Raw genomic sequence first — 18,313 nt, 5'->3', positions numbered from 1 at the left:
TGAAACGCGCCAGTTGGCGCAATACGTGGTGATGATTGACAAGATGACTGTTCTGTATGTATAGCATAAGGTATCTAAATTGGATTGGACTGTTCTCAATGAAGAACAATGTTTCTGCTGACGATCTCGCCGTTCTTCTGGCGGTTGTCCGTGAGGGCGGCTTCCGCGCAGCGTCCCAGCGGCTCGGCATAGCAGCCTCAAAGGTTAGCACCACGGTCTCGCGCATAGAATCGCGACTTGGCACCCCCGTGCTACGCCGCACAACGCGCAGCCAGCACCTAACGGAAGCGGGGCAACTTCTGGTGGATCGTGTGGGTCCATTGTTATCCGCAGTGGACGCTGCCTGTCAGGATGTCGCAACGCTTGGAGGGCAGATACAGGGGCGGTTGACGCTCAATGTGCCCGGGGCGGTCATGCCGGATATATTGCCGCCTCTGCTTGCCGCATATCGGGCGCAGCATCCAGATGTGGAGGTTGAGATCACGGTAGAGAGCGATCTCGTCGATATTGTTGCGGCAGGCTGTGATGCGGGCATTCGCTACGGCAGCGTGCTGGAGCAGGATATGATCTCGATACCGATCGGGCCGCGCAGGCAACAAATGGCGATGGCCGCGTCGCCGGTTTATCTTGAGGCGCACGGGAGGCCGCAAGTTCCTGAAGACCTGACCGTTCATCACGCGATCCGCTACCGGTTGGACGCGGGCCCATTGCTTCCATGGACGCTGCAAAGCAAAGGACAGTCCGTGAAAGTGGAACCCCAAAACGCGCTTGTCCTCAGCGTAGGCGCGCTCAACACTGGCCTCCGATATGCGCAAGCTGGAATGGGAATCATATATACCTTCCGCAACTGGCTGGACGATGATTTCGAAAGTGGAAAGCTGTTGCCCGTGCTGCCGGGTTGGTGGCCCTACATTGAGGGGCCACACCTCTACTATCCGAGCCGCTTTGCTCCCAAACCCCTGCGGGCCTTTATCGAGATATGTCAGGCTACACCCGCAGACGCGTAGGCATTCCCTCGCTAGCACGTTATCCGCCTATAGAAACTGCCGAGTGTCGATATGCTGATCTTCCGTGGCTATTGATGCGAAAACGCTTTTACGGCCCAGTCAATGAACACGCGCACGCGCGGCGACAGGTATCGGTCGCGTGGATAAAAGATCGAAACAGGGGACGGGGCCGGTGGTGTATCGCTGAGGAGTTCGATCAAGCGCCCTGCGGCAAGATCTTCGGCAGCAGAATAGCGTGGTTTTTGGATAATACCGAGGCCAAGACGGGCGCAATGTGCCAATGTATCGGCGCCGCTTACAGTGATTGGCGTCGGGAGTGAGACCGTGCGCAGGATACCATTGTGAACAAATTCGAGCGGCAAGATAGACCCTGTCGCGCTAGAGCGGAACCCGACCATCTGGTGGCCTTTGAGCGAGTCAATGTTTTGCGGTGTGCCGAACCGTTCAAGGTAGGTTGGGGCCGCGCAGGTCACCTCTTCGAGGTCCGTCAATTTGCGCCCGGTCATGTCGCTGTCGACCGGATTACCCACCCGTATCGCGCAATCCACGCCTTCGCGGACCAGATCAACCAGTCGATCTCCTTCTCCGATATGGATCTCAATGTTAGGAAAACGCGCCATGAAGTCTGGCAGCGAAGGCAACAGGAAATGCCGCGCTAGGACACCATGGGTTTCGATTCGCAGCGGGCCTTTTGGAGTAGTTCCTGCAAAAGCGTCCTCGGCATCTTCAATCTCGGACAGAATTGACAGGCAGCGTTGATAATATGCTTCACCATCCAGCGTTGGGCGCACGACCCTCGTCGTACGGTGCAGCAGGCTCACTCCCAATCGGGCCTCAAGTGCTTTGATCGCATCTGTGACCGTTGATCTTGGCAACCCCAGATCAGTTGCAACTTTGGTAAAACTTCGCAGTTCTACAATCCGAACGAAGACGTTCATGGCATCAAGACGGTCCATTTATTATCCGATCATGCAGAATAGTGATGACAGATTATAGCACATTATCCAAACTATAGAAATGCCTATTGTTCCGAAAAGGTCGGCATAGGGCCGATCAGCGAAAGGACAAAAAATGGCCACTATCGAAAACAGAACAGCATTGGTGACTGGCGCCTCACGTGGGATTGGCGCGTCAATAGCCGAGAGGCTTTCAGCGGATGGATTCAATGTCATCGTCAACTATGCAGGAAGCGAAGCCGCCGCATATCAAATTGTCGAAAAGATCGAAGCAGCGGGCGGTAAAGCCATCGCAGCTCAAGCCGACGTGTCTGATGCGGTCGCTGTCAAACGGATGTTCGACTCCGCAGAAACAGCCTTTGGCGGGATCGACATCTTGGTCAACAATGCGGGCATTATGAAATTGGCACCTATTGCAGATAGCGATGACGCTCACTTTGACACTCAAGTCGCAATCAATTTCAAAGGCACGTTCAACCTATTGCGCGAAGCCGCAAATCGCCTGCGTGATGGCGGTGCAATCGTGAACTTATCGACCAGCGTCGTTGAATTGAAGCTTGAGACTTACGGCGTCTATGCTGCGACAAAAGCGGCCGTTGAAACAATGACAGGCATTATGGCCAAAGAACTTCGTGGGCGGTCGATCACTGTAAACACAGTCGCCCCTGGCCCAACAGCAACGCAGCTTTTCCTAGACGGCAAGCCACAGGAGGTCGTGGATCGCATGTCAAAAATGGCACCGCTGGAAAGGCTGGGGACACCGCAGGATATAGCAAATGTTGTGGCGTTTCTTGCAGGACCAGATGCCGGTTGGGTCAATGGCCAGACGTTGCGTGCAAACGGCGGCATAATCTGATCCTCCACACTGGAGGCGTATACATTTTAATACGCCTCCAGCGCCATGCATAAAGTCCGATACTTGAGCCGGCCTTCAAGCGATACTCTGGCATTTCGCAGGGGCGGTATCGCAAGGATCAGCAGGGAAAATGAGCATAGAAACGATTACTTTTCATCAAGTAAATTGGAAAAAGCTGCCTTTGGACGCTGGCGTAGCATCGGTCGAAATGGGCTCCAAGCGGCCATTCGTGAAACACTACGTCAGCGATAGCACGTTGCGCAGAGGCACTGCCATTTTATCCTGACTTCCGCCGCGCATTCCATTTCGCTTTTTGGCGGTTGGCGATTTCTAGCTCCAGATTGTCATCGGTGATGTCGCCGCCGCGTTGTTCGGTTCCGATGACGAGATATTCGACTACGAGTCCGAAGGCTTCCCCGGCATCGATATCGCGATCTTCCACAGTCCAAAGAACATATTTCAGGATTTCGAGCGCGTCAGCCGCGAACTCGTAGGCGATGAGGTTGTCATACCAGCGCCAGACGGCGCGGTAGGCCTCCACTTGGCGGGTTTTACCGTCGGGGAAATCTAGAGATCGAGTTGATATCCGAAGTGCTTCTTCCCGATCTCTTTCCAGCAGATATTCCAGTTTTGACATGTTTCAGAATACCAAATTGTGCTGGCATATTGCAAATTTGCAGGCACTCACGAGCTCAAGTCAAAATCTGTTTCGAACTTCTGGGTTGACTGGTTCAGGCGCGTCGTCTGGCGACGAATTTGTCGTTCTCGCTGACGGATATGCGCCCATTCAGGGTCGCTACGATCCATCAGCCAGGGCGGGGTCAATTCGTGGCTGTTCTGTTGCAGGTCATTCTTGCGATCCTCAATCAGGGCAAGCAGCCCTTCTTTGGTTATGATCTCTCGGTCTGACATAGCGGTCGCTTTCGGGTGGTGATCAATCATCATCCGTTTTGCCATGTAGGGATTGTCAAAATGGGCGGAAGGCGGGCCTAATCACTGATGGATTGCGCGTTGCGCCTGACCATCAGCTTTCCGGCGATCAATGCGTCCAGATCATCATCTGTGACATCGCCGCCATTGGCTTCTATGAACCGGACATACGTTTGGACAACCGAGGCCAAGGCATCGCCGAGGTCCATACCCGTTTCACTTGCGTGAGAGGCCGCATCAGCCAGGATGGTTTTCTCACCGGGGCAATATTCATAGGCAAGAAGGTGGTCATACCAGCGCCAGGCGACCCGCCAGGTTTCTACGTCACGTTGCGTATTATCCGGGAACGTCAGTTTGCGGGTTGTTGTGCGAAGGCCTTCTTCGCGGTCTCTGTCTAAAAGCTTCAAAAACATGACCCCAGTTTACCAAACCGGGAGCCATGGGTGCAAATTTCAATCGAGGTCGAGATCGGCTTCGCTCATTCCGTGATGTTTCATGCCCTTGATGATCGTCTTGTTGCGAGCGCGCATTTCAGCGCGAAGGGGATGATCCGCATCGAGCACGAAATCCTGTTGCTCTTGGTAGGGCAAGCCGGAAAGGTCCGGCTCTGCCTTTTGCTCAGCAATCAAGGTAAGAAGCTCTTGCTTTGTGGGAGGGGTGTTGTCCGACATCGCCTTCATCTCCGCTGTATATATGTGTTGTCGCGGCGGAAGAGTGAACCGCCGCCGCAAACCTCTTCTCAAGGGCTCATATCCAGAGCGTTTTTGGGCTCTTCATCTGACATGGCTGACATCTTTCATCGCAACTTGCGCCAAAGGATTATTGGGCAGTGCAGGCCTTGGAGCGTTCCGGGGCTTGTCGGACCGATATAGCGGCACCAAAGATAGGATGTGGGCGTATCTCGGGCGGAACCGCGATAGGCGTATTCCCAGCGTAGATTTGGCAGGCCGAATGCACCGATTGCAAAGATAGCCGCCAATATCAAAACCAAGGAAGAACCTGGTAGCAGCCTTGTGAACAGCTGCGCAAGAAGCCGCCGCTTTGCTCTATCGGGGCGTATGACCTCGCGTTGCATTTTTCGATACAGGCGCTGGCCGCGCGCAGTCACGCGTGTGCTGAACCAACCGACCTTCACTTCCACCGGCAAGAGTTTTCTCTTGTTGCCATAGATCGTGTTGACATCGAGCTTCCGCCGCCACGGAGCGATGGCGAAGACTTGCACCTTCTTTGCCAGAATGGGCCGTTCTGAGCCATATATGACGATCTGAGCGTCTGATGGCAGACGGCGCAGTTCGTCCTCTGTCAAAACGCGCCTATTGGTTCTATTGACGCTTTCCTGAATGTCGTCGCCCATTGAGTAAGACGAAGAAATCTCAGAGAACTCGCCCAAGTAGGATGAGAGATATTTGAGCGTCTCGAAAGACCTTATTCCGCCCAATAACTGCTTGATGTGAGCCTCGGAAAGCACAGTTGTCAAAGCATGTTTGCCGTACACGCGAGCAATGTCGTCCAAATCCTGGGTTGCCATCACGACCTTGATCCCTGCTGATCGCAGGAGTGTCAGCACTTTGGGAAGCGTATGCATCGGGGCATTGCAAAATTCGTCAAGGTAGAAAATCACTGGCTTATTGTTCTTAGCGCGAACCATTGCATCGGCGGCCATCCATTGCAGAAGTCCGGCAAACTGTCCCAATACCGAGCTATTGGCGTAATCAATCAGAATATAGAGCGATACCGGCCCTTCTTTCAGCTCGGAGAATTGGAGCGTCGTTTCCGATGTAATGGCGGCGAGATAATTTCCGGGGCCAAACGCTTCCAATGCCTGAAGGGCATTGATCCTGAAAGACTCGAAATTTTTGGCGTTGCCGCCTTCGCCAAAAGCCATCTGATAAGCAGATCGGGCCATATCGGCAATTTCGCCATTCAACGATGACGACTTGGATGCCGCGTCTAGCAAATCATGTAAAACGTCAAGATCGCTGAGAGCGCGATACACCATGGCGAGGTTCTGGTGCGGGCGTGGGAAAACCGTGATGACGGCGAAGATGACCGTGACAACCAGGTTTCTTGCGCCTTTATAAAAGACATCGTTGGCCCCACCACCGCCTTGAGGGTCAGGATAGAGCTGTAGAGCCATGCCACGTGCGTAGGTCAGCGCCGCCGGGCTTGCGGCCTCGGAAAATGCACGAATGATGTCCAGGGGATTGATTTTGACACTATTTTCAGGGTCCGTAGGATCAACCTTAAGGCAGCGATGTCCCATCGCTTCTCGGAATTTGCGCGTTGTTTCCCACAACTCGCCTTTAATATCCGTAATAAGTGCGCTGTGGACGCAACTCATCAGGAAGTTGATGATAGCAGCGCTTGTTTTCCAACTTCCTGCAGGACCAATGATAAGGTGGTGGGTTTCTGTCCAAAGCCAAAGTGGAAATCCACCTACAATACCAATGAAGCGGCTGCCTTTATTTTGTTTGTGGAGCTTCTTCGCTCTTATTTCTTCTTCCGTCATGAAACCGGCATTGAGAATACGGCCCTTTTTGCCAAGTGCACGATGGAGTTTTGTAAAGGTTCCAACGGCTCGGAGGAAATCAGGTAGCATCTGCAAGGCGCTGACTATGGTCGTTATCGAACCGAGATACCAAAGGCCCATATGCAAGGGGCTGGAATAAGATGTGATGGGCCAAGTTATCAGCAGATAAACGACAATACAGATACCAACGAGCCGCTTCAGAGGGCCGGGTTGTCCGTTCTGTTGTTTCGCCATGTGTGTTCCCCTCATGTAAAATAGGCGCTTTGCGTTGTGCAAAGCGCCCTTAGTGGATCAAACATTTGCTTTCTTCGTGCGGGCGAAGGTTGGGAGAAACCTCCCTTTTCCAGGTATTCGTGTGATTACTGGCTTGAGACCGGGCGGCCCATGCGGAGGCGGATGATTTCGACCGAAGATGCACCCGCATCTTCGAAATAGGCGCGGTAGAAATCCGTCAGCTCGTCTTCCGAGCAGAAGGGAAGATATTCGCCGCCATAGCCACCGCGAATGAGCATGTAGACCGTGACGCGCACGCCGCGCAGTGAATACGGCTTTATCCGGTCGAAATACTCCGTCGTCTTGAAATGCTCGAAAGACGGCAAATCCCCTTGTCGCACACACGCCTGCATCTCTACCGTTGACTGAAGCAGGTCACTAACGAGGATCAAATGGCGTTCCTGAACATCCTCACGGAATTCAGTCATCCGGGATACGGATTGAATTTGTTCCAGGATCGGGCTTTCCCGCTCCTGACGACGTGCGGCATTCTCGGGGCTTGGATCAAGCACAGCGGTAAGCACCGGTTCAATAACGGTTTCGCGAAAATGCTCTGCTTGCTTTTGGACGAATGCCAGTGTTGCAGATTTCGCGCCAACGCGCGCCAGGTCAGCGGGCGTGGTCGCGGGCTGGCAAAGGCTCGCGACGGGATGGGCGACGGCACCGATCTGGCCCTCTTCCGTTGTGACGATGGAAAGCCGCTCGTTGAAGCGCATACCACCGCTGAGAAGGTTGTCGAACACGGCGTTGAGATCACGCGTTTGAGCCGCGTCCCAACGTGGCTCTGACGAGTCAATCAGAGCCACCGTATGGGCCTGAACGCCAGGGTAGCACCCGTTTGCATCTGCCTGAACATAGCTGGCATCCTTCATGGCCAGAAAGCCAACAACGCCGACCGTTCCAGCGGTCGCGACGCCAGCGGCTGCGATTTTGAACCAAGTCCTCGAACCATTCGGACTGGCGCGCCCGCGTTTGTTCCGGCCTCTGCGCTTTTTGTTGATGCTCATTGTGACCTCCTTCACTTGAGGGATTGCTGATAGGCGGTATTGACCGCTTCAATGCTCTTGCTGCGCGCAGTGGACAGATCCGCGACAGCCTGCTTTCGACTATCGGCGGAGCCGGAATTCCGATTGGGCGTATCTTTGGGAATTTCCGGCAACAAAGCGGTCAGCTTTGCGGTATCGATGGGAGCCATATTCACATCAGCTGGTTTTCTGCCGGTGATGGCTTCGTACTGGCCGATTTGTCCGGCGCGAAACGCCAGGAAGTCATCGGCAAGGCCGGATATCTTGCCGATCAGGTGTTCGCGTTCGTGAACAAGGGCACGCCGTTCTTCACGACGGTCTGCGCGTGCATCGTCAATCTCATCGCCAATTTCTGCGATTTGCTCGATGGCTTCTTCGTAAACGGTATCGATTTCTGAGAGGCCATTGTGATGAAGAAGCTTTGTCTCTTCGGTGGCCGTTGTGACGGCTTTGGATGCGGCGCTGAAGCCCGGATAAGCGTCTGAAAACGCCGTCATTCCCTTTCTCCAGGAGAGAATGGCGAAGCAAGCACCGATTGCCCAGAGCATCAGGGAATGAAAGTTGGTTGCAGCCGCACCGATGGTTTCCAGAGAAAAGCTCAGGTGGTCAGTCTCGCCGGTTGCGCGCACGATCCCGGACGCGATGAGCAAACCGCCTATCGCGCAAACAGTGAGGGTCGCGCCGACACGCGCCGTCCAACGCTTGATTGCCATCGCGGCGTCCGGTTCCCGGCACTTCAGCCCGTAGTTCCAGTACCGCCCGCAAAGAAACCCCCCAATGCCCGCTGAGGTCAGGGTGTTCACCCCGCTGATAGTCAGGCCGAGCGCCAAGGCTTCGCCTGCACCGGCCACGAAGCCACCACCGAGAAAAAAAGCTGCCGTTGCGATTCCTTCAATAAGGATCGCAAACAAAAGCAGAATGACGCTGTTTACGATATCCGGCACCTGCGGCGGGCGCGGTAAATTGTGCTGGAGCTGAAAGGCGGCCTGATACTGTCTTGCTTGGCTGCGTTCCTCTCCTTTTGCGAGAATGTTGGCGGCGGCTGTGTCCGCTTCCGCCGTAATTTCGGCGGCGGCGCGTGCGGCGACATCGGACGCGGAAAGTGCCGCCACTTCCTCAGTACGGGTGCCAAGATCGTCAACCCGCGCCCTGAGGTCGCTGATCATTTCGGTTAGCTCCTGAGAGCGTGGCCTGATCCACTCCTGCAGCGCACTTTCGATCCCACTGCCAAGCACGGTGTCGGTGGTAGATTTCGTCAGCGTGTCGTTGCCCATACAATGCCTCCATTGGTTGGATGCACGGGGAATTCGTGCACTGGTATGAGACTGGAAGGCTTGACCGATGGCGGGTGAGAGCGTGGCCTTAGGCTGGGCGGAAGTTGTCCGGGCACAAAAAAAACCAGCCCATTTCTGGGCCGGTTGAGTAGTGACGAATTTTCGATTTGTCACGCGGCTTGGCTTTTCTCTCCCGTCGATTTGGGAAAGGAAACGAAGTTTTCATCGACAATTTGGAAGGCTAAATAGATAAACGTCACGCGCGCCACACAGCGCTGCTGAAGCCGCTGCTTCGGGGGCTTGCTTGCCCATTTCTTTGTCGAGTTAACCCAGCGGCGCGGCTCTTCGGAAAAGCATTCGATGATGTCGTCAATGCCAATCTCTTCACCCTTGGCATCGAGCAAGACGCCGCCTTTCGACACAAAGTCGAAGATCGTCCCCAGAACAAAGTCTACGGTTTCGTCACCTGACATGCCAAGATCAACGATCCTGTGTGCGAGGGCCTGCACAAAAGCAGGTGTTTTCATCAGGCGCTCAGGCAGCGCCTGAACAGCAAGTCCTTCGAATTCCATCTCGGAACCCTCCAACAAAATTTGATGAAGGGTGGCCACCCGAAGCCCCTTAGCGGTGGTCCGTCCAGCCGCCTGAGCTCTGAGATGGAGTAAATCGAAAGCTCCTAGGTAAAGCGCCGGTATGGAATGGGTAAAGACGTGACTATTAAAATAGTTGATGAAAATCATATAGATATGATAATATCTATATGTGAATAGTTCTAATTTTATAGAGTACCGGGTAGAAGAGAAACTTGACGATCAAGGGCGCTTGTTGGAGCGCAAATGGTGTCCTCGCAATAGTAATGATATCTATCGCCAGGGAGGCCCGGCACTTGAAACGTTCAGCCCGGAATCGGGGAAGTTGCTATATTCTGTATGGTGCGAAGAAATTGGATATGGAGTGCATCGAAATGAGGACTTTCCCGCCCGTATTAGCATTGATGAAGACTCCGGTATTACCTATGATGAGGAGTATTGCCGGAATGGAATGACTTGGCGTGATGGCGATAAGCCAGCAACTATTGCTCGGGATAGGAAAAATGGAGCAGTTATTTGTCTCGAATATTTCATTGGCGGAAACCTCCACCGCGACTACGACCTCCCAGCTATCATGGCTTTTGACCGAAACACAGGTGATCTAACTATCGCCAAATATTACCAGTATGGGAAACTGCATCGCGAGAATGGTCCAGCCGTGATCGAATACAATGACAATGCTGAAGTTATTTCGTCACAATACTATATTAATGGCCAGAAAGTTTCCGAACCAACCGCCGCGTTGGATCTTACCCCTTGACCACTGCTCAAGATGATAGAACGATGTCCTTGAGCTTCAGAGTGAGGGCGGTTTGTATTGCTAGCATACTCTCGTTTTTTGTCTTTGATCAAAAAAGTTACTAAAAACAATCTCTTCGACGCTGTTCATCCAGAGATTCTAGCGTTTGCAAACAACAAACACGGCACAGGTCTTTCACCTGACGTGTGTCACCTCATCATGATGGCCGCATATGAAGCTATCGGCTCGCACAGTGCGCCGCCGAATGAAGACTTTCAAGAACGCATTCGAGACATGAAGAAACGTCGAGCAGACAGGCCGGACGAGTATAGAGCTGACGCTAAATACGGCCATTGGTTCTACTATTATTCCTTGTTTTCAGCTGATGATCCACATTACGGTGAGCGCATTAGCCAAAAACTATTTGGCAGAAGCTTCTATGACGAATTTGTGCGCGACATGATCCGGTTGGGCATTCCACGCCCAAGTCACCTTCCACCCGTCCAAATTGCTCGACTTGGTCCGATCAGTATTTCACTCGGAAGCGCCGCCAATCTTCAACCGCTCAAAATCGACCAACATTTCCCGGCAACACTGACTGAAGATGGAATCCCAAATGTCTACGCAGCGCTTCATTGGCGCGCGCGCCTTTCAATCCTCCTTGGCAGGTCTGAAGAGCACAAGCGGCTCATGGCTTGGGCGCTTGATGATACATCAAATCGAGCGAAAGTCATGCTGATCAGCGGCCCAGGAGGTTCCGGTAAAACGCGCCTCGCCGCCCACGTGGTTACCAGATTGGTTCACGACGAAGACAAACTATGGCACGGTGATTTTCTTCCAAGCAATCTGGACGGCGCGGTCTATAATGGCGCAGGCAACGGTGTGGCGTTGATTATTGACTATCCGGAGGAGCGCACTGCTGAGGTCAAAGCCATCTTAAAGTCTGCAGCCGAGGGTACGGAGTATGATCGTCCGATCCGAATTATTCTCGTATCGCGTCAGGATCGGCAGAGTTGGCTAAAAATCCTGAATGATCCCGGTTACCCGAACTTTGAGGAAACTCGTCTCGAAGCCAAACCGTACCTCGATTTTGAAGATGCGGAGACCATTGCGCACGATGTGATGGAAAATTATCCGGGGCGTATCGGGCGGCGGGGGAAAATAAGGGCGAAATTTCTTCCCGACTGGCTTAATTATGACCCTGTTCATAGACTGCCATTGAATGTCGTGGCCGCCTCGGTCCACGCGGTACTGTTTCCAGATCGCGCGTTTTCGCTGAACGACAAAGAGGTTCTGTCCGCGCTGGCCGATTTCGAGCTGAGGCGGGTGCGATCATATTCTGAGCGAGACTTGGGGAGACAGAACGCTCTCGAAAAGCTCTTGGCGCTATCGCTTCTCACTCCGACCGGTCTCGGAAAAGATACCATTCACGAGTTGGGTGAGAGTGGCATTTGTGAAGGAAAGACTGGCAACCACCTCTTGGAGGCCGTTCAGGCCACGCCGTTTTGGCGAAAACCAACAGCCACGCAGCCTGGGCATCTAGTACGGATCGAGCCGGACTTGCCCGCGGCAGCGTTCTTGACGAAGGCCTTGAACTTGAATGACCCACCGCCAGGGCTTGCCGGGTGGATGGCACCTGCGGCGGCAGAGGCCAAGGAGGATTTTGGAGATATCCTAGCGCGCGTGATCGCGGACATTGCGTCTTTTGACGTTGAGGCAGGTCGGGCGGTTGAACAAGTTTCGATAGCAATGTTGGATACACAACCCAAGCTTTTAACTCCGCTCTACAGGATTGCGTATCGGCCCACATCGACATTCTCAGCAAAATTTGTAGTAGCGTTATGCGATAGGCTCTTGGCGCTCAATCAACCCGACCCTACGCGAGCGGCCCTGTTGCTTCGTAAAGCAAATGCTCTGATTGCGCATGGTGCAAACTCAGACGCGCTTTCCGTTATTGAAGAGGGTATTGACAGATTTCAAGCTCTGGACGGCGACGGGAACGATGAAATTCATGCAAGTCTCGGGTTGCTCTATCGGTATCAATGCAATGCACTTTACAAGATCGGACATCTGGAGCATGCCGAGTGGGCGATTTATGATTCCGCTCAGTATTTTGAAAAGTTGTTTCGGAAGAACCCTGAACGGTATGCGGAAGATTATGCCGCGACATTGGATACATTCGCGGCAATCTATACCGAGACGGAACGTTTAGAAAAGGCAGTTTCCTACAGCGCGGAAGCAATAAGATTACTGAAGGAAGTGGATCGCCTTCGCCCAGGCACGGTGAAAGAAGCAATCGGAGTATCCAGCCTCAACCAGAATAGGTTCTTGTTACAGGCTGGCAGACATGAGCAAGCGCTCGAAGCAATTGGTGGCTCAATCGAGATTTTCAAGGAGCTCTCCGAGGGCAATGGGAGCCGTTACAAGCCGATGTTGATTCAGGCTCTACTGAATAGGGGGGCGACGCTGGATTCAATTGGATCGTATGATAAAAGTCTGGACGCACTGAGGGAGGCAGGAAAACTCTGTGAGCCGATAGCCGCATTACACCCCGTCGTTTTTCGACCGCAATTGGCTCTGATAGAGCTCAATCGCTCATACGCCTTGATGCGCTTGGAACGGTTTCAAGAGGCCATTGTTGCCGCTAAAGAGGCCGAAGAAAACTATCGTTCTGTTTTGGGTTCGAGTGGTGACGCCACAAATTGGCAACTTGCCCAAGCAATGAATAACAAGGCCACAGCACAATACTTGGCCAACTTGCATGATGACGCGGTTCTCACTGTTAACGAAGCTTTGGAGCTTTTCCCCGAAAAGCCCGATGTCCCGAAAGGCGCGCAAAATATAGTGTCTGGAATGCTTGCAGATTTTCTGCACTTGAAGGCCGTCAATCTCTTTGCCTTGACTAAGGTGGACTCCGCCTTGGTGGCAAATGCTGAGGCGGTCGCGACGCTCGAAAAGCTGCAAGCGGCAGAGCCAGAAAGGCATATAAAGAAGCTTTGCGCGTTTCAAGAAAAGCAGTGCGAATATTTGGTGGATTTGAACCGTGTCGGAGACGCGCACGAAATCATAGTCAGTATCATGGAGAAAGCTCAGGCTTTTTCTTGGTTGGACGCTGAGTGGTACCGGAAGGTATCTGACCGTCTGCACTTGAAATATATGCAGCTCTGCCAGACAATGGCCGTGCCAGCAGATTCGAAATTTCTTCGACCTCCAGCGCCCTTTTCCATTGGGCCGGTTGATGTTTCGCCGCCAACAGATGATTTTCAGCTCAGTGCCTACACCTTCTCATACGGCTTAAATTGGTCGGAGGGTTTTAAACTTTAGAATCGGGTACGTCTTCTCCTTTGATAGCAGAACTTTGCCAATAGCGCTGAAGGCAAGATGTGTGTTGTACTACAACACCAATCTTGCCAGGGAGACGCTGCGCTCTCCCGTGGACCCTCTAGCCGTGGCTCTTCCAGGGTCTCGAACCCATTTCAGAGCCAGTAGACCGTATCGCCGGTCAAACACTCGCAGGGCTTGGAGACGTGCCTCTCCACCTGCTCCGAACCATGCACAAACGTCTGGCCGTTCGATCTCCAATCGGGGGAGCGGTCCTGCTCCCACCGATACCCCCATGACCATTTCATGGAGACGATTTCATCGAGACCAGGAAGGGAGCTTTCGCGCTGCCCTTACCTTGGAGCCATCCCACCGACCAAAGAGCCTTCGTGCCCCTTGGAAGCCTGACCAACCTTGCGCAGATTGGATGAGCGCCAGCGTATCGACGCTGAACCCCGACTACTGCAACGTGAATGCGGATAACTTCGCTGCTTGTCGTTTTTCATCTTGGCCCGATGTGTATCCAAAGGCTACACTCCACGCATGAAAGAAAAAGATGCCGGGATGCGAATCCGCGTCGAGCGAGAGCTGCGTGACGAATTTCTGACGACATGCCGCGAGCAGGATCGTCCTGCGGCGCAGGTCATCCGTGAGTTCATGCGAGATTACATCGCGGCAAGACAATCGGAACGCGACCAACAAAGGAAGACAACCAGTTCGCCGGTTGCGAGCAGCGCGCCGGAGGAACCCGATGAACGCAATTGAAATTGAAGAAGCTATATCGGCGCTGGCTGAGCAGCCGTTTGAGCCCCAAGAATTCCCATTTCAGTTTCTTGAGGCGTTTGGCAACAAGCCCACCACAATCAAAAAACTGAAATCCGGCGCTTCCAACAAATCTGACATTGGTGGCGTTCTCCAAGCCAGCAATATCCATATCAAGATAGCCCCTGAGGGTCAGGTCGCTGAAACGCTCGCTGATTTGAAAGCCAGCCCCGCGACGACACGTTCCAGGGCGAAATTCATTCTTGCCACAGATGGCAAAGAATTTCAGGCCGAGGAACTGGCCAGCGGTGAGTTAGTCGTCTGTGACTATGGGAAGTTCCCCGATCACTTTGGCGTCTTTCTGGCCTTGGCTGGTATTTCCACTATTCAGCCGATCCGGGACAATGCTTTCGATATTCGTGCGACACGGCGGCTGAACCAGCTCTATGTCGAACTCTTGCGCCATAATGAGGACTGGGCCAGCGAAGAGCGCCGCCCAGAGATGAACCACTTCATGGCGCGGTTGATTTTCTGCTTCTTTGCGGAAGACACCAGCATTTTCAACGGGACCGGATTGTTCACGCATACCGTCGATCAGATGAGTGCGCGCGACGCATCGAACACGCACGAGGTCATCGGTTCCATTTTTATTGCCATGAATACGCCGACGAAACACGACGGCAATCTGGATAGCCGCTATCGCAAGGCCGCCAATCTGCCCCGTTGGGCTGATGTCTTTCCCTACGTGAATGGCGGCTTGTTTTCCGGTTCAACAGATGTGCCGCGCTTTACCAGAATCGCGCGTTCCATTCTCATCAATGTTGGCAATCTCGACTGGACGAAGATCAACCCGGATATTTTCGGCTCAATGATCCAGGCTGTCGCCGATGATGACGAGCGCGGCGCGCTTGGCATGCATTATACCAGCGTGCCAAACATCCTTAAGGTGCTGAACCCGCTCTTCCTTGATGATTTGCGCGAGAAGCTGGTAGAGGCGGGCGAGAACCATCGTAAGCTGCTTAACCTGCGCAATCGCATCGCCAAGATTAGAGTGTTCGATCCGGCCTGTGGATCAGGCAACTTCCTTGTCATTGCCTACAAGGAAATGCGTGCGATTGAGGCCGAAATCAACGAACGGCGGGACGAGGCTGATCGACGTACCGAAATCCCGCTGACTAACTATCGCGGGATTGAAATGCGCGACTTCCCCGCCGAGATCGCGCGGCTGGCGTTGATCATCGCCGAGTATCAGTGTGACGTGACTTATCGTGGGCAGAAAGAAGCACTGGCTGAATTCCTACCGCTCGATGCTATGAACTGGATCACTTGCAATAACGCCCTTCGACTCGACTGGCTGAGCATTTGCCCCCCAACAGGAATGGGTGTGAAACACCACGCTGAAGACCTATTCCACTCGCCTCTCGAACAGGCGCAGATCGATTTCGAGAACGAAGGCGGCGAAACCTACATCTGCGGGAACCCACCTTATCTGGGCAGCCAAGGGCAGTCGGGTGAGCAGAAAGCGGACCTGAGTTCTGTTTTTTCGAATACAAATGCAAATTGGAAGGGGTTCGACTATGTTGCGGGTTGGTTCAAAAAAGCAGCGGATTACTTAGAAAAAGTAGAAGCTCGGTTTGCGTTTGTGAGCACGAATTCGATATGCCAAGGAAAGGCCGTCTCAAATCTTTGGCCTGTATTGCTCCAAAATGGCCTCGAAATATTCTTTGCAAATCAAAATTTTAAATGGACTAATCTAGCTGCGCACAACGCTGGTGTGATCGTTTCTATTATTGGGCTTCGTAGAGTTTCGAGTCAGCCGAAATATCTTTCCTCAATTAATCCCGATGGCACTGAAGAAATACGAAAAGTTTCAAATATAAATGCGTACCTAACAGGCTCTCAAGATATCTATGTCGAAGCCGCTTCCAAACCAATCGGCGAAAAAGCAAAAATGGCGTTTGGAAATATGCCTATTGATGGCGGGCATCTATCTTTTTCGATGAGTGAGCTGAGTGCCCTCAATTTGGCAGATGACACAAAGCGCCGCTTGATCAAACGGCTTCTCGGGGGTGCGGAATTTGTTAGAGGACAGCAGCGGTTCTGTCTTTGGCTTAATGAAGAGACCGTCAAAGAGGCTAGAAGATTCCCGGAACTAAAGCAGAGACTCGATAAAGTGCGAGGGTTTCGTATGGTCTCAAAGCGCAATGCAACAGCCGATCTGGCTGACACACCTTATCGCTTCGGATGGATTGCGCAGACAGGCCGAGAAATCGTGACGCTTCTACCTAGAATTCTTTCCGAAAGGCGCGAGTACATTACTGTTGGAACCGAACCAGCTGGGACGCTAACCACGGATCAAGCCTATGTACTTCTGGATGCGCCGCTTTGGAACATGGCGCTGATTGCCTCTCGCCTCCATATTGTATGGATCGCAACAGTTTGCGGAAAGCTCAAGACCGACTTGCGATACTCAAACACTCTTGGCTGGAACACTTTTCCCGTTCCTAAGCTCACTGAGAAAAACAAAGTGGATCTGACCCGTTGCGCTGAAGACATCCTTCTGGCCCGCGAGGCGCATTTCCCCGCCACCATCGCCGATCTCTATGACCCCGAAAAGATGCCTACCGACCTGCGCGCCGCCCATGATCGCAACGACGAAACCCTTGAGCGCATCTACATCGGCCGCCGCTTCAAGAATGATACCGAACGGCTGGAAAAGCTCTTTGAGCTCTACACAAAGATGATGAAGACCAAGGGGGCGGCATGAGTGATTTCAACAGTATGACTATTGTGGCCGCCACAGAGGTAGTCGCTGATTTCAAGTCTCACAGCGACATGGGCGTATTGGAGGTACAGTGGAACCTGGATCAACATGGCATTTCATCGAGTAGCAAGGCTGCGCGGGTCAGGGATTTGGCTCAAATCGCGATCCGTTTGAATCCTTTGGTCTTGACTGAAGCAGGGCAAGTTCATCTTGATCGCGCTTTGATCGAGATAGCTATTCACGCGCCGCCAAATACCAAGCAAAAACCCGAGTGGATAAAACTTATCGCGGGGTTGCGGTTTGACGGTTTTGAACTTGTTCGGGTCGAAGTGCCCACTGGCCGAGAGGGACTATTCGGCGATCCGATTGTGGAAACCCGGCACGAACTCCGCCGAATGCTCCCAGAAAACGTTCCCGAAACGGACTTCAGAGAAGCCGCTAGCGAAGTGGAGACGTTGCTGGGTCACCTAAATTTGCCCGTTGCAAGAGGGCATTTGCAACAGGCTTTGTCGGCCTTTCAGAGGGGTGAATGGTCTTCGGCCAACGGCGAGCTTCGCAATTTTTACGAAAACTACCTGAACGAAATTGCCAATGGTTTGGGCTACGATGGGCCGGATGATAGCAAAGCGAGGCGTGACTTCCTGGGTGCAGGTCTGACCCCTCCTTTCTTGCTTGATGAATACAATGAATGGCACCCTCAAAAGACGCAGTTTGTTCAAGGATTGATGAACCGTATGCATCCACATGGAGGGCATCCGGGTTTGTCTGAAGAAGAAGATGCTACCTTCAGGCTTCAAATTTCACTCATTACGGCACGTCTGTTCCTACGTAGATTTAGACAACGAGTGACCAAGAAGGGGGCGGCATGAGCTTGTTCGAACCCGTCTCCTATTCAGCACTCAACTCCCGCCAACAGGAGAATTTCAACTTCCAAAAGGTCGCCGCGCGACTTGCCGACTACGGTTTCAACTGCCTGCGGCTTTCTGATGACTGGCAAGGCGCGGACTTTATTGCCTGCCACCTGGACGGGGAAACATTCCTCAAGATCCAGCTCAAAGGGCGGTTGGTCATCGACAAGAAATACATCGGGAAGAATATCTATATAGCCTTCTTCCACTGTGATGATTGCTACGTCTATCCGCATGATGAGTTCCTGGATGGTTTGATCGAGTTGGGGAAGCTGGGCGCACGCGGATCAAACGAATTGTGGGATACCAAGGGCATTCGGAGTTGGCCGCAGCCGCCATCCTGGGCGTTGGATTTGATCGCGGACTACAGGATTTAGC

17 protein-coding genes are annotated in these 18,313 nt (G+C 52.9%); 8 read left to right on the top strand and 9 right to left on the bottom strand.

Going from position 1 to position 18,313, the window contains the following annotated elements:
* Positions 1–98: 98 nt before the first annotated feature.
* The gene (locus V6575_RS02110; protein WP_340272361.1) at positions 99–1,007 is read left to right on the top strand and encodes a LysR family transcriptional regulator; all 909 of its coding nucleotides are present in this window, start codon (positions 99–101) and stop codon (positions 1,005–1,007) included.
* 68 nt (positions 1,008–1,075) lie between these two features.
* Here V6575_RS02110 and V6575_RS02105 read toward each other — a convergent pair whose 3' ends face one another.
* Positions 1,076–1,963 (bottom strand): LysR family transcriptional regulator, encoded by an 888-nt coding sequence (locus V6575_RS02105; RefSeq protein ID WP_340272360.1) that lies wholly within the window; start codon positions 1,961–1,963, stop codon positions 1,076–1,078.
* Positions 1,964–2,078: 115 nt separating this feature from the next.
* On the opposite strand from V6575_RS02105, the gene V6575_RS02100 reads away from it, so the two are divergent.
* Positions 2,079–2,819, top strand: coding sequence for an SDR family oxidoreductase (locus V6575_RS02100; RefSeq protein ID WP_340272359.1), 741 nt, complete (start codon positions 2,079–2,081; stop codon positions 2,817–2,819).
* A 277-nt stretch (positions 2,820–3,096) separates the two neighbouring features.
* Here V6575_RS02100 and V6575_RS02095 read toward each other — a convergent pair whose 3' ends face one another.
* The 8 genes from V6575_RS02095 to V6575_RS02060 all read right to left on the bottom strand — a co-directional run bounded on the left by V6575_RS02095 (position 3,097) and on the right by V6575_RS02060 (position 9,591).
* Positions 3,097–3,456: a hypothetical protein gene (locus tag V6575_RS02095; protein ID WP_340272357.1), complete on the bottom strand. Its 360-nt coding sequence runs from the start codon at positions 3,454–3,456 to the stop codon at positions 3,097–3,099.
* Between the two features lie 47 nt (positions 3,457–3,503).
* The gene (locus V6575_RS02090) at positions 3,504–3,764 is read right to left on the bottom strand and encodes a hypothetical protein (RefSeq protein ID WP_340272356.1); all 261 of its coding nucleotides are present in this window, start codon (positions 3,762–3,764) and stop codon (positions 3,504–3,506) included.
* 44 nt (positions 3,765–3,808) lie between these two features.
* Positions 3,809–4,156, bottom strand: coding sequence for a hypothetical protein (locus V6575_RS02085; protein WP_340272354.1), 348 nt, complete (start codon positions 4,154–4,156; stop codon positions 3,809–3,811).
* Positions 4,157–4,201: 45 nt separating this feature from the next.
* Positions 4,202–4,420, bottom strand: a complete 219-nt coding sequence (locus tag V6575_RS02080) for a hypothetical protein (protein ID WP_340272353.1) — start codon at positions 4,418–4,420, stop codon at positions 4,202–4,204.
* 125 nt (positions 4,421–4,545) lie between these two features.
* Positions 4,546–6,513, bottom strand: coding sequence for a type IV secretory system conjugative DNA transfer family protein (locus V6575_RS02075; protein ID WP_340272352.1), 1,968 nt, complete (start codon positions 6,511–6,513; stop codon positions 4,546–4,548).
* 125 nt (positions 6,514–6,638) lie between these two features.
* Positions 6,639–7,559, bottom strand: a complete 921-nt coding sequence (locus V6575_RS02070) for a hypothetical protein (RefSeq protein ID WP_340272350.1) — start codon at positions 7,557–7,559, stop codon at positions 6,639–6,641.
* Between the two features lie 11 nt (positions 7,560–7,570).
* A complete protein-coding gene (locus V6575_RS02065; protein ID WP_340272349.1) occupies positions 7,571–8,851 on the bottom strand; it encodes a hypothetical protein in 1,281 nt (426 codons plus the stop codon).
* Between the two features lie 170 nt (positions 8,852–9,021).
* Positions 9,022–9,591: a hypothetical protein gene (locus tag V6575_RS02060; RefSeq protein ID WP_340272348.1), complete on the bottom strand. Its 570-nt coding sequence runs from the start codon at positions 9,589–9,591 to the stop codon at positions 9,022–9,024.
* Positions 9,592–9,613: 22 nt separating this feature from the next.
* Between V6575_RS02060 and V6575_RS02055 the strand changes: the two genes are divergently transcribed.
* The 6 genes from V6575_RS02055 (at position 9,614) to V6575_RS02030 (ending at position 18,312) form a co-directional block, all read left to right on the top strand.
* Complete coding sequence (locus tag V6575_RS02055) at positions 9,614–10,201, top strand: hypothetical protein (RefSeq protein ID WP_340272347.1); 588 nt, start codon at positions 9,614–9,616, stop codon at positions 10,199–10,201.
* A 57-nt stretch (positions 10,202–10,258) separates the two neighbouring features.
* A complete protein-coding gene (locus V6575_RS02050; RefSeq protein WP_340272345.1) occupies positions 10,259–13,504 on the top strand; it encodes a tetratricopeptide repeat protein in 3,246 nt (1,081 codons plus the stop codon).
* A 540-nt stretch (positions 13,505–14,044) separates the two neighbouring features.
* Complete coding sequence (locus tag V6575_RS02045; protein ID WP_340272344.1) at positions 14,045–14,266, top strand: hypothetical protein; 222 nt, start codon at positions 14,045–14,047, stop codon at positions 14,264–14,266.
* Positions 14,253–17,030, top strand: coding sequence for a class I SAM-dependent DNA methyltransferase (locus V6575_RS02040; RefSeq protein ID WP_340272343.1), 2,778 nt, complete (start codon positions 14,253–14,255; stop codon positions 17,028–17,030). The genes V6575_RS02045 and V6575_RS02040 overlap by 14 nt, the downstream gene beginning before the upstream one ends.
* Positions 17,027–17,896 (top strand): hypothetical protein, encoded by an 870-nt coding sequence (locus tag V6575_RS02035; protein ID WP_340272342.1) that lies wholly within the window; start codon positions 17,027–17,029, stop codon positions 17,894–17,896. The genes V6575_RS02040 and V6575_RS02035 overlap by 4 nt, the downstream gene beginning before the upstream one ends.
* Complete coding sequence (locus tag V6575_RS02030; protein ID WP_340272340.1) at positions 17,893–18,312, top strand: hypothetical protein; 420 nt, start codon at positions 17,893–17,895, stop codon at positions 18,310–18,312. The genes V6575_RS02035 and V6575_RS02030 overlap by 4 nt, the downstream gene beginning before the upstream one ends.
* Position 18,313 lies beyond the last annotated feature (1 nt).

Source organism: Roseibium algae, from assembly GCF_037783265.1.
In the GTDB taxonomy this organism is placed as follows: Bacteria; Pseudomonadota; Alphaproteobacteria; order Rhizobiales; family Stappiaceae; genus Roseibium; species Roseibium algae.
Note: the sequence above shows the minus strand (reverse complement) of the source record. Positions and strands in the feature narration are given on the sequence as shown.